The following is an 11,409-nucleotide window of genomic DNA, read 5'->3' as shown; positions in this document are numbered from 1 at the left end:
GGTGAGGGTGTTCAGCATCCGGATGGTGTTCCGGGCGGTCTTCCCCGTGGTCAGTTCGTCGTCGACGAGGACCACGGTCTTGGATCGGTCGTCGAGCGCTCCACGGTCAGCCGGGGTGAGGTAGTGGGACGGGGCATGGGAGTGCTCCTCCTGGAACGACCCGTACTCGGCACGTGAGCGGACCGGGTACCGGGTCGTGGAGACGTAGTACGCGCCGAGCGCCGCAGCGACGCTCGCACCGAGACCGGTGGCAGCCTCAGCGAATCCGAGAACGGTCAGCCGGTCGCCGAAGACCGTGAGGTCCTGCCTGGGCGCGCTTGTCAGACCTGCACCGTCCAACGCATCAGCGAGGCGTCGTGTGTACGCGGCCGGGACGCTCTCCGGCACATCGGCAAGTGCCGCCCAAACCTTGGACGCGACCACCTCCGCGGCCGCTTCGATCAGCGCCGGTGACTGCGGGTAGTGCTTCCCGAGCAGCTTCGATGTCAACAAGTGCGCGCGTCTGGGGTTTCGGCGCAGCGCGATGCCGGTGACCGCGTCGAACGGGAACGGCTGCGAACCGGAAGTGAACGTCAGCCCGAGAGCGTCCATGACGAAGCCGGCGCCGCGATGAACGGCAGCACCTGAGGCGGGGCTGGGAAGTGTTTTCTCCATGACGAGCACATGCGCGGCAGGCTCGGAAACATCCCGAAGACAGTAATGCGGCGAAAGTCCGCGCATGGATGTGCCGAAGCGTTCAACCGAACCTCACACCCCGCTCGGAAAGGACACCGGCTCACCACGAGCTCCCCACCATGAAGACTTTCCTCCGGACCTTCAACTGGTCCCTCATCGTCACCGCGGCCGCCATGATCGTCGCGTACTTCTACGGTGGCTGGGCGGCTGTCGCCCTCACCGCCATCCTCGGCGTCATGGAGGTCACCCTCTCCTTCGACAACGCCGTCGTGAACGCACGCATCCTCGAGAACATGTCCGCCTTCTGGCAGAAGATCTTCCTCACCATCGGCATCGTCATCGCCGTGTTCGGCATGCGCCTGCTCATGCCGCTCGCACTCGTCGCGATCACCACCGGCCTGTCCATCCCCGAGGTCGTCACCCTCGCGCTCGAGAAGGGCGACCCGGATGTCGCCGGCACCTACGGCCACTACCTCCACGACGCCCACCCGCAGATCGCCGCTTTCGGCGGGATGTTCCTCCTGATGCTGTTCCTGGACTTCGTCTTCGAGGACCGCGACATCAAGTGGCTCACGTGGCTGGAGACGCCGCTCGCGAAGATCGGCCAGCTGGACTCCCTGTCGTTCGTCGTGTCGCTGATCGCGCTGGTCGCCGGATCGACTCTCACCGAGCACCCGGCAGAGGTGCTCATCGCCGGAGCGCTCGGACTCATCACCTACATCGCCGTGAACGCGCTCGGCTCCTTCTTCGAAGGCGCCGACGAGGACGACAACCCTGGCATCCACGGGTCCGCTGAGGACATCGACCGTGCACTCAACGCCAACAAGGGACCGTCGAACGTCGCCAAGCTCGTCGGGAAGGCCGCGTTCTTCTCGTTCCTCTACCTCGAGGTCCTCGACGCGTCCTTCTCCTTCGACGGCGTCGTCGGCGCGTTCGCGATCACCGCAGACCCGATCATCATCGCCCTCGGACTCGGCCTCATCGGTGCGATGTTCGTCCGGTCGATCACGATCTTCCTCGTCCGCCAGGGAACCCTGAACGACTACGTCTACCTCGACCACGGCGCCCACTGGGCGATCGGTGCCCTCGCGGCGATCCTCATCGTCAGCATTGGCTTCGACATCCCCGAGGTGGTCACCGGCCTGATCGGCGTCGCGTTCATCGGAGCGGCGTTCATCACCTCCATCATCCGCAACCGGCGCGAGCAGACCGCCGCGCCGGAGCCTGAGCCCGCCGCAGCGGTTACCGCCTAGCGACGAGAACTGCAGGGGCCGGGACGGTCCCGGCACCTGCACCCACCCCTGAAAGGAAGCAGCTACATGAGCACGCTCACCCTCACCAAGAACCAGTCGCTCAGCCTCACCAAGCAGGACGGTTCCGCACTCACGAAGGTCACCCTCGGCCTCGGCTGGGACGCCGCCAAGCGCGGCGGCTTCTTCGGCGGCGGAGGCGGCAACATCGACCTCGACGCATCGGCCATCCTCCTGACCGCCGACAAGCAGGTCGTCGACGTCGTCTCGTTCAGCCAGCTCCGCTCCAAGGACGGCTCCATCCGACACACCGGCGACAACCTCACCGGCGCTGGAGACGGCGACGACGAGCAGATCGTCGTCGACCTCCCGAACGTCCCGGCCAACGTCGACGCGATCGTGCTGGTCGTCACCAGCTACCAGGGCCAGACGTTCAACAAGGTCGCGAACGTCTTCGCCCGCGTTGTCGACAACACCGACGCCCGCAACACCGAGACCGTCCGCTACAACCTCGCCGACACCGGGAACCTCACCGGCACGGTCATCGCCAAGATCACCCGCGCCGGGGCCGGCTGGCAGATCACCGCCCTCGGAACCCCGGCCAACGGCCGCACCGCCAAGGACCTCATCCCGGCCGCCAAGGCCGCCTGACCACCCGCAACACCCAACCCGCGAAAGGAACACACCCCCATGACCCTCACCCTCGACAAGGGCGACAACCTCTCCCTCACCAAGACCGACCCCGGCCTGCAGAAGGCCCTCGTCGGACTCGGGTGGGACGCCCGAACCACGAACGGTGACGCATTCGACCTGGACGCCTCGGCCCTGCTCGTCGGCACCAACGGCAAGGTCCGCTCCGACGCCGACTTCATCTTCTACAACCAGAAGTCCGACGCCGCCGGATCCGTCGTCCACCAGGGCGACAACCGCACCGGCGCAGGAGACGGCGACGACGAGCAGATCATTGTCGACCTCACCAAGGTGCCCGCCGACGTGGACAAGGTCGTGATCGTCGTTTCGATGCACGGCACCCCTGCGAACGGCCAGAACTTCGGCCAGGTCCGCAACTCCTACGTCCGCATCGAGAACACCGAAACCGGCACCGAGGTGGTCCGCTACGACCTCGGCGAGGAGCTCTCCCGTGAGAACTCCGCCGTCTTCGCCGAGATCTACCGCTACAACGGCGAGTGGAAGTTCAAGGCCGTCGGCCAGGGCTATACCGACGGCCTCGGCGGAGTCGCCCGCGACTTCGGCGTGAACATCTGACCCTCGCAGCACCACACGGGGCCGGGCATCCGTCCGGCCCCACACCCACCATCAACGCCACAGGAAAGGCACCATGACCCTGCTCGCCCCAGACGAAGAGCCCGGCACCACGCTCGTGCTGAACGTCCCCGAGCCCGTCGAGGACGTACAGCCCAACTCAGCCCAATCGATGCTGAAGCCGGTCGACGACAGCCGCAAGCTCGAGATCGGCCAGCAGGCCAAGGGCTTCGTCACCGACCTGGTGAAGTACAACCCGAACTCGCCCGAGTTCGTCGCCAAGCTCAACGACATCCAGACGCTCGCGAAGTCTGAGGTTGCCGCCACCGGTGACGGAGCCAGCCGCATGCTCGAGCGTTCCACCACCTCCGTCGCCGGCGCCAAGCGGAACGGCAAGGACACCACCACGAAGGTCGTCACGAGCCTCGCCGAGCTCCGCTCCACCGTCTCGGACCTCACCCCGAACGCCGCCGACCTGAACCGGGGCCAGAAGTTCCTCGGACTCATCGGCGGCAACAAGGTCCGGAAGTACTTCCAGCGGTACGAGTCCGCGCAGCAGCAGCTGGACGGGATCATCAAGGCGCTCATCGCCGGCCAGGACGAACTGCAGAAGGACAACGCGTCGCTGCAGCTGGAGAAGCAGAAGCTCTGGGACTCCATGGGGCAGCTGAACGAGTACATCATCCTCGCCGACGCGATCGACCGGGAGCTCGTCGGGCAGGTCGACCAGCTGCGCGCCGCCGGCAACGTGCAGGCCGCCCAGGTGATGGAGGCGGACATGCTGTTCACCGTCCGCCAGCGACACCAGGACCTCCTCACCCAGCTCGCCGTCGCGATCCAGGGGTACATGGCGATGGAGATGGTCAGGAAGAATAACGTCGAGCTCATCAAGGGCGTCGACCGGGCCCGCACCACCACCATCACCGCGCTTCGCACGGCGATCATCGTCGCTGAGGCCCTCAGCAACCAGAAGCTCGTCCTCGACCAGCTGGACGCTGTGAAGGCGACCACGGAGAAGACGATCCTCGCGACCGCGGAGATGATGCGGCAGCAGACCGCCCGGATCCATGAGCAGGCGGCCAGCCCGGCACTGTCCGTGGAGACGCTGCAGCGTTCGTTCGACAACCTGTTCGCCACCCTCGACGAGATCGAGACGTTCAAAACGAAGGCGAACGCGAACATGGCCCAGTCGATCGGTCAGCTCAGCGCCCAGCTGGAGCGTGCCCGCCCGCAGCTGGACCGTGCACGCGCGCTCGACACCGCCGCTCAGCAGCCGGCGATCTCCGCGTAACCGCCCGCCAGACCAGAGAGGGAAGCGATGTCCTGGATCGACAACCTGTTCACCCGCCCGCAGCCGGTCATCCAGCCGTCGCAGCCGGCCGGTGAGCAGACGTTCACCGACCGGGCCATCGCTTCCCTGGACGGGCTCGCAAGCGCCTCCCGTGCGGCTTCGCCGAAGCTGTCACCGGCCGCCTACTCCGCCCTACGAACCATCGACGACAACCTCCGACCCGTCATCGAGCGAACCGCAACCCACCCGGTGCTGATCGAACGGGAGATCGAGATCCTCTCCGTCATCACCGACTATGTCCCCACCTCACTGGAACTGTTCCTGCGCCTGCCTGACGCCGACCGAGCCGACGGGGGCCGCGGCGACCGGATGCTCATCGAGCAGCTCGACCGCATCGAACGGACCACCAGGGCGATGGCCGCGCATGTCGCTGATGACGCGATGACCGCGATGGAAGCTCAAGCGATCTTCCTCCAGAACAAGTACGACCACTCCGGGACGAAATCATGAGCGCAACCCTTCAGTCGGGCCAGAACGCCCCGGTGAATGCCGCCAACCCGCTCCTCAGCGACCTCCTGATCGGTTTCGGGTGGGACGTCGTCCCGTCGAACTCCCCGATGCCTGAACTGGTCCCCTCCGCAATCATCTGCGACGAGGACGGCCGAGCCGTCGACGCTGACGCGATGGTGTTCTTCAACCAGCTGACCGCAGCTTCCGGCGCAGTTCAGTACGTCACCGATGGGGACCAGGAGCAGATCGACGTCGACCTGGCCGCCATCCCCGCCGCGGTGCACGAGATCGTGTTCGTCGTCTACGTCGATCCCGACCTTCGCAAGCCTGGAACCTTCGACTCTGTGCGCGGCGCGTACGTCCGCGTCGCCGACCGTGAAGGCCACGACATCCTCCGGTTCGACCTGCCCCGCAACAGCGACGGCGTCAACGCGATGATTTTCGGCGAGCTCTACCGCTACAAGGGCCAGTGGAAGTTCCGGGCGCTCGGCGACGGGTTCACCACTGGGATCGCCGGGGTGCTGAACGCGTTCGGGATGGCGCTCTGATGGACCTCCGATCCTCGCGATCGGACATCGTCTACCTCCGCCGGCGCCGGAAGCCAGGGGAGACTGTCGAGACCGCTCCGGAACGCGCGGTGGACTTCCTGAACCTCACCCGGCCGGCTGCGGCTGCGACCGAACCTGTTGCGGAAGCGGCGCCGGCCAAGCCGGTCGCGGCCGGACCTGTGGAACTGACCGTATCGAGCCCGGTTGTCGCGCTCACCCGCCGGCACTCTGCGATCGGATCGCTTCGCATCACCGGCGTCAGCGCCGCGTGGTGGCAGACGATCGACCTTGAGAGTGGGGTGCTCACTCGCGAGCAGCCGCCGAGGGGCGTCCCCACGAATTCGAACCGACCCGTCGTCGAGTTCATCGGGTCGGATCTCATCGTCGGGCTCCGACACCACCGGCAGATCCGGAGGCTCATCGTCGCCTCGAACGGCACCTCGATGGTCGTCGCCACGAGCGCTGGCATTCCGATCACCCTTCCAGCCGGAGCGGTCCTGTACCTGTCACCTGTCGGTGGCGTGCTCGAGCTCCGCGCGGAGTTCGTCACGGGTGACGTCGCCGCGGCGTTCGGGTTCGCGGCGGCCTGACGCGCGAGTTCGGTGTACGAGACGTTTCAGCGTCCGCTGAAAGCGCGGGTCAGCGCACGAGTTCTGCGAGGACCGTCTCGCCGTGGCCGGCGGCGGACATTGTCTGCAGGATGGTCACGGCCTCGTCGTCGTAGTTGATCGCTGCAGCGGCACTGTCTACGGTGTGCCCGTCTTCCGCGAGGGCGGAAACGAGGTCGCTGGTTGCCAGCGTGGAGTACGCGAACGGGCGCTTTTTGCCGGGGAGGGTCCAGTGGACGTCCCCGGCGCTGCGGCGGGCGGCGATCAGAGCGTCCAGATCTCGAGGTCGGCGGTGTGCTCCCCGGCGAGACGTTCGAGGGTCGGTTCGACGTCAGCCCAGTCGAGGCCGCCGATGCCGCAGCCGATGCGTGGGAGTGCGATCCGGTCGAGGCCGCGCTGGTCGGCGTCGATCAGGGCGGCCTTCACGGCTGACTCGAGCCAGTCGATGCGGGCGTTCCGGCCGGGCTTGTCCTGGGAGGCGATGTTGTAGATGATCGGCCCGGCGGGTTCGCCGTCCCAGATCATCGTGGTGCCGACCGGGAACACCTTGCGGCCGCAGAGGACCTTGTACGCGGCGTGCATGCCGGGGAACCGGTCGCGGAACAGGACGGCGATGCCGGAGCCCATGACGCCGGGGTCGACGTTGACGCCGTGTCCGATCGCGGGTGCGTCGGAGGTGAACAGGTCACCGGTGCGGTGGATGACGGTCGTCATGGTGGCTCCTTGGGGTTAGGCGGCGATCGCCATGGCGAGGGTCATCGGCTTCGCGAGGGCTGCCTCACCTGCGAGGTGGGCTGCGATCGTGTCGAAGATCCGCTTCCGGTGGGTGGCGGACACGAGTGCGCCCGAGATGAAGTCGTCGTCGGACGCTTTCAGGACGTCGACCGTCCAGAACTCCTCGCCGACCGTGGCGGAGAACTCGTCGAACTTCCGGTCACGGAGGTACGCCTCGGGTGCGACCTCGAGCGCGGCGACGATCGCCGCAGCAGCGTCGACCGCCTTGGACATCGACACGAGCCGGCCCCAGATGAGCCGCATCGCCTGGTCGGCGACGGTGCGCCCGCCACCGGCTTCGACGGCGGTGTAGCCGTCCCAGTTGGCGTCGAGCTCGTCAGCGAGCCGGTCCAGCACGGTACGGCTGACACGGTCGGCGGCGTACTCGTCGGTGAGGACCTGGTCGATGACGGCTCTGCGGCTCATACCGAGTCCATGCGCGGGAAGTTGGCTCGTGCGTACTCGGTCGGTGCGAAACCGCGCCGCTCGTCCCAGGCGATGATCTTCGGGACCAGCGTCCAGTCCTCCAACGCCGTCCGTGGGAGACCTGCCCGCTCGAGCAGGTCGGCGTACCGGAACGTCTCGCTGGTGGAGATCGCGGCGTCGAGCAGGGCGATGAACGTGGCGATGGCGGTCGGGTCGAGAGGGTCGACGGCGTCAGGGGTGGTTGAGTCCATACCCACGCCATGCGCGGCACATGAGGAGGTTTCCCGAACGTCCGACGGAACCGGGATGATGTGCCAGTGCCCATTACCCAAAGCCTGACCGGGGCGCTCCGGTCATCGAAGACGCCGCTGCATGCGTACTTCAAGGAGACGTTCCCGAACACCCTGCCGTTTCGGAAGGACTACGAGGAGCGCTCCGGTCGGTTGATCGTGGACGGCGTCGCAGGCGTCCCTGCCGGCACCGTTGGCACAGCGTTCGACGTGATGCTCCGGCTGCTGCTCGACCCCACCCACGAGCCATGCAGGTTCCGGCCGAACTTCGTCTGGAACTCGAGGATTTCGAAGGCAGCGGCCGTGGTCTCGGAGGTCGTGCACGCAGCGCAGCGGGAGGACTCACACAGCGAGGAGTTCTACCGGGCCTGCTGGGCGCTCGCACTCTTCACCGAGGCCTACCGCTCCATTCAAGCCGCCACCCAGGGTCCGCTCTTCCCCATCCTGTACGAGCAGGACAGCTCACTGCCGGCGATGATGGCCGTTGCCCCAGCAGAAGGAATCGAGCAACTCAGACAGCTGCGACGGCTCGCCGAGGAACAGCTTCTCCCGCACCTCGAAGGGCCCTACAGCCTGGGTCCGCAGATGTACCTGCACACGCTCTGCCACGCCGAAGCGGACCTCATCGCTGGAGGTACTCTGATCGACCTCAAGGTGCAGCTGGGCACCGTGAGCCGGCGCACCAACGAGCGTGAGGACACACTGAAGGAACCGCAGGTGTACCAGCTGATCGGGTACGCCCTCTTCGACACCATCGACGTCTTCAAGATCGACCGGGTCGGGATCTACTCGGCCCGATACGGAGCCTATTCCGTCTGGCCGCTGCAGGGGATGCTTGACGAACTCGCCGGAAGGACCGTGTCAATCCAGGCGGAGCGCGACAAGGTGCTCGCGCTCCTTGACGTGTAGGGGCGCCCAGTGCGGGTCAGGGGTGCCAGAGGTTGCTTTCGTCCGCCCACCAGATAGCTCTGAGCGGCACAGAGGTGAATGCAATCGGGCTCAGGATGTAGTCCCAGAGCGTCGAGTCATCATGGTCGTCGGGTATGGACCCTTCAACCTGCACGGTTTCGCCGCGGAGCTTACGGTCCCCACCTAAGCGGCCGGTGTAGCGGCCTGCCTTGCGGTCGTTCCAGAGGACGCCGAACTCGATGTCGTGCTGCGCCGTCGCATACCCTTTGACGGTTCCGACGATGTGCTGCTGCTCCGCCGATCCGAAGAACTGGATGAACGAGGAGACCTCAGGCGACGCGTAGAGGCTGAGCTTGAACCCTCGAGTGACGCCGTCGCTGCCTCGCTGGTGGACGTCGAACGTGTACGGCAGGTCGAACCATTGCACCAACGGCATGGCGTCCCCCTTGTCGCCTGAACATGACGGCCGGGCGCTCGGTCGGCCACTGATCGGCGCCCAGCCGCCTCGCACCTTACTCCCAGCGCTGACAGGCGACAAGACCGCTTCGGACGGCGCGGGTGGGTATCCCGCGCCGTCCGTCCGGGGTCAGTCGCGGATCGCGTTCGAGATGTCCGCGAGGAACATCTCCTCCGCGTCGGTGATCCCGCCTTCGGCGGTCTCCTTCACCCGGTCGTGGTACAGGTCAGCGACCTCTCCCATCCGGGAGCGAAGCTCGGTGATCTCGCCGACGAGCGCCGGCAGGAACGCGATGACGTCGAGCGCGCGACCGAAGTCGTTGGTCTCCTCGAGCTTCGCGACGGCGGCCTCGACGACGGTGAGGTCGACGGGCACCCAGGTGCGGGGGTGGTTTACGGGCATGGTTCAGTCCTTTCGAACATGCAGCGGCTCTCGCTGCGACAAAGGAACGGGCCCATTCAGCCGTTCAGAAGGTATCGCATCCCGTTGAGGTCGGCTTCGATGTCGTCGATTGGCCGGGTCTGCTTGGCGCGCTCGAGCTCCTCTTCGAGGTCCGCGATCCGGGCACGGAGCTCCTGGTGGGACACTTCCACGACGGTTGCGGGTGCAGGCTTCGCGGGCGGCACGGACGCGGACACCATCGCAGCGACCACGCGGAGGGTGCCGGTGAGGTCGAGGTAGTGGCGGAGTTGCTTCAGGACCCGCTCCTCCTCGCCGTGCGACCAGTCGCGCGCGGCGACCTCGAGGATCATCTGCCGCTGCCAGGCCGGGGTGCTCGGGCTGACCTCTGCGAAGTGCCGGTCAGCGGCGGCGATCCCGTCAGGTGTGATCAGGTCGACGGACGGGAGGTCCGAGAGCCCGTGGATGATGTTCGACATGGTGCTCCTTCCGTTCACACCATGCGCGGGCGCGGGACGGTCAACGGTGGACGGAGACGGTTGTGTCGGCGCCGGCGGTCTGGGCGATCGTCTGCTCAAGCTTCGTGACGGCTTCCGCGGCATCGTCGACCGCGGTGCGGGCTTCGCGGGCGTTCGCGGCTGTGAGGGCGTCCCCGGCTTCGAGGACGACGGCTTCCGCGTCCGCCAGGGCTGCCAGCGCCACAGCCAGTTCGCCTTGCAGGCGATCGATGCGCCCTTCACGCTGGTCGTCGAAGCTGCTCACCCGGGAGGTGTGGGCGCGGGCGCCGGGGCGGCGCTTCTCGTGGGTCATGCCGGGGAGCCATGCGGCGAACAGTCGACACTGCTGCGCCGATCCCGAGGTCAGGGGCCGACCACCTGCGCTTCGACGTCGGCCGTGGTGTCCGGGTCGGGCAGGTCGAGCGTCAGCATCAGCATCCCGCCGACCAGGCATGCGAGCGTGCCGACGAATGCGAGCGGCACGGTGAGCGCCTTCTGCCATGGCCGATGCACCGCGAACGAGATGACGATCACAGCGAAACCGAGCGCTGCGAGGGCGAGAAGTCCGTACCCCCACAGGCTCGCCAGCCACGGGCTGTTCGCCAGCGCTTCGGGGATACCGCCGAATGGGTCGCCGCCCGTGTCCACCTGTGCTCCTCCCGCGACGCCTGGGCGCGTCAGCATCCAGAACATGCGCGGGCGGCCGCAACAGTTCGCACCGGTCGTTACAGCGCCGCGCGGACCAACATCAGCGTGTGCCCGAGGACGTTCTTCCCGTACCCGGTGCGTCGGTCCACACCCCAGAACCGGTCGTTCCAGAGGTTCCCCTCGATGAGGGTGGCATCGCCGGTCGCGCGGAGTAGCGCGGCGAGCTCCGGGTCGGTGAACTTCTCACGGACGAGGTTCACCATGATGGCGACCTTCACCTGCTCCCAGTCCGGGCGGAGCGTCACGGTCCGCCCGAGCTTCTTCGCGGCGCCGGGGTTCTGCGCCTTCATGATGAGGCTCTTCTCGTACGCCGACTTCGTCTTCGCCGCCTGGAATCGATGCTCCACCGTCTTCCCGTCCTTCTCCACATGGAAGTTCGACAGGAATGCGTAGTCGCCGGTGAAGCTGTTGATGACCGTCATCGTCACGCCACCAGTTCCGCGACCGACGTGCCACCATCCATGCGCACTTCCACCCGTGCTGGGAACGCGTCACGGACGGAATCGATGTGCGACACGGTGAGGACGTTCGTCTCCTCTGAGAGGCGGAACAGCGTGTCGATGGTGGAGAGGACACCCTTCTCGTCGAGCGTGCCCCAACCTTCGTCGAGGATGAACGTGCGGATCGGGGTGCCAGTGCCTCGGGCGATCGCGGCGGCGAGGCCGGCACGGATCGCTAGGTCGACACGGAACTTCTGCCCGCCCGAGAGGGTCTCGTAGGGGCGGATCCCGGTCGGGGTTTCCACGTACACGCTGACCTTGTTGTCGGTGGCACCCTTCGACGTCTCCCTGGACGTGCGAAGCT

The 11,409-nt window shown here is 66.7% G+C and carries 19 protein-coding genes; 8 read left to right on the top strand and 11 right to left on the bottom strand.

All coding sequences use genetic code 11. The annotated features are described in order from the left end of the window. A partial coding sequence (locus GH736_RS09750) for a phosphoribosyltransferase domain-containing protein (protein ID WP_235933944.1) occupies positions 1–654 on the bottom strand: 654 nt, incomplete at its 3' end. A gap of 140 nt (positions 655–794) precedes the next feature. On the opposite strand from GH736_RS09750, the gene GH736_RS09745 reads away from it, so the two are divergent. The 7 genes from GH736_RS09745 (at position 795) to GH736_RS09715 (ending at position 6,127) form a co-directional block, all read left to right on the top strand. Continuing rightward, positions 795–1,928: a DUF475 domain-containing protein gene (locus GH736_RS09745; protein WP_159602649.1), complete on the top strand. Its 1,134-nt coding sequence runs from the start codon at positions 795–797 to the stop codon at positions 1,926–1,928. 66 nt (positions 1,929–1,994) lie between these two features. Next, a complete protein-coding gene (locus GH736_RS09740) occupies positions 1,995–2,576 on the top strand; it encodes a TerD family protein (protein ID WP_159602646.1) in 582 nt (193 codons plus the stop codon). Positions 2,577–2,615: 39 nt separating this feature from the next. After that, the gene (locus tag GH736_RS09735; RefSeq protein ID WP_159602643.1) at positions 2,616–3,191 is read left to right on the top strand and encodes a TerD family protein; all 576 of its coding nucleotides are present in this window, start codon (positions 2,616–2,618) and stop codon (positions 3,189–3,191) included. Between the two features lie 73 nt (positions 3,192–3,264). Continuing rightward, a complete protein-coding gene (locus GH736_RS09730) occupies positions 3,265–4,479 on the top strand; it encodes a toxic anion resistance protein (RefSeq protein ID WP_159602640.1) in 1,215 nt (404 codons plus the stop codon). A 27-nt stretch (positions 4,480–4,506) separates the two neighbouring features. Continuing rightward, positions 4,507–4,989, top strand: coding sequence for a hypothetical protein (locus tag GH736_RS09725; RefSeq protein WP_159602637.1), 483 nt, complete (start codon positions 4,507–4,509; stop codon positions 4,987–4,989). After that, a complete protein-coding gene (locus GH736_RS09720) occupies positions 4,986–5,537 on the top strand; it encodes a TerD family protein (protein WP_159602634.1) in 552 nt (183 codons plus the stop codon). The genes GH736_RS09725 and GH736_RS09720 overlap by 4 nt, the downstream gene beginning before the upstream one ends. Beyond that, complete coding sequence (locus tag GH736_RS09715; RefSeq protein WP_159602631.1) at positions 5,537–6,127, top strand: hypothetical protein; 591 nt, start codon at positions 5,537–5,539, stop codon at positions 6,125–6,127. The genes GH736_RS09720 and GH736_RS09715 overlap by 1 nt, the downstream gene beginning before the upstream one ends. A gap of 282 nt (positions 6,128–6,409) precedes the next feature. Here the strand turns inward: GH736_RS09715 and GH736_RS09710 are convergent, their stop codons facing one another. The 3 genes from GH736_RS09710 to GH736_RS09700 are packed head-to-tail and all read right to left on the bottom strand — an operon-like array spanning position 6,410 to position 7,596. Then, complete coding sequence (locus GH736_RS09710) at positions 6,410–6,859, bottom strand: macro domain-containing protein (RefSeq protein WP_159602628.1); 450 nt, start codon at positions 6,857–6,859, stop codon at positions 6,410–6,412. Positions 6,860–6,874: 15 nt separating this feature from the next. Continuing rightward, complete coding sequence (locus tag GH736_RS09705) at positions 6,875–7,345, bottom strand: hypothetical protein (protein ID WP_159602625.1); 471 nt, start codon at positions 7,343–7,345, stop codon at positions 6,875–6,877. Beyond that, entirely contained in the window at positions 7,342–7,596 is a 255-nt protein-coding gene (locus tag GH736_RS09700; RefSeq protein ID WP_159602622.1) for a hypothetical protein, read from the bottom strand. Before GH736_RS09700 ends, GH736_RS09705 begins: the two co-directional genes overlap by 4 nt. Positions 7,597–7,662: 66 nt before the next feature. On the opposite strand from GH736_RS09700, the gene GH736_RS09695 reads away from it, so the two are divergent. Then, positions 7,663–8,544, top strand: coding sequence for a hypothetical protein (locus tag GH736_RS09695; protein WP_159602619.1), 882 nt, complete (start codon positions 7,663–7,665; stop codon positions 8,542–8,544). 16 nt (positions 8,545–8,560) lie between these two features. Here the strand turns inward: GH736_RS09695 and GH736_RS09690 are convergent, their stop codons facing one another. The 7 genes from GH736_RS09690 to GH736_RS09660 all read right to left on the bottom strand — a co-directional run. After that, entirely contained in the window at positions 8,561–8,980 is a 420-nt protein-coding gene (locus GH736_RS09690) for a hypothetical protein (protein WP_159602616.1), read from the bottom strand. 150 nt (positions 8,981–9,130) lie between these two features. Further along, a complete protein-coding gene (locus tag GH736_RS09685; RefSeq protein WP_159602613.1) occupies positions 9,131–9,403 on the bottom strand; it encodes a hypothetical protein in 273 nt (90 codons plus the stop codon). 56 nt (positions 9,404–9,459) lie between these two features. Then, the gene (locus GH736_RS09680; RefSeq protein ID WP_159602610.1) at positions 9,460–9,879 is read right to left on the bottom strand and encodes a hypothetical protein; all 420 of its coding nucleotides are present in this window, start codon (positions 9,877–9,879) and stop codon (positions 9,460–9,462) included. A 40-nt stretch (positions 9,880–9,919) separates the two neighbouring features. Next, positions 9,920–10,210, bottom strand: a complete 291-nt coding sequence (locus GH736_RS09675) for a hypothetical protein (RefSeq protein ID WP_159602607.1) — start codon at positions 10,208–10,210, stop codon at positions 9,920–9,922. A 50-nt stretch (positions 10,211–10,260) separates the two neighbouring features. Next, positions 10,261–10,545, bottom strand: coding sequence for a hypothetical protein (locus GH736_RS09670; protein WP_159602604.1), 285 nt, complete (start codon positions 10,543–10,545; stop codon positions 10,261–10,263). A gap of 77 nt (positions 10,546–10,622) precedes the next feature. Then, entirely contained in the window at positions 10,623–11,027 is a 405-nt protein-coding gene (locus tag GH736_RS09665) for an NADAR family protein (RefSeq protein ID WP_159602601.1), read from the bottom strand. 2 nt (positions 11,028–11,029) lie between these two features. Continuing rightward, on the bottom strand, positions 11,030–11,409 hold a 380-nt coding region (locus GH736_RS09660; RefSeq protein ID WP_268891238.1), incomplete at its 5' end, for an SbcC/MukB-like Walker B domain-containing protein.

The organism is Agromyces humi (genome assembly GCF_009720255.1).
GTDB classification, from domain to species: Bacteria; Actinomycetota; Actinomycetes; order Actinomycetales; family Microbacteriaceae; genus Agromyces; species Agromyces humi.
The sequence above is the reverse complement of the archived record's forward strand: the minus strand, read 5'-3'. Positions and strand labels throughout refer to the sequence as shown.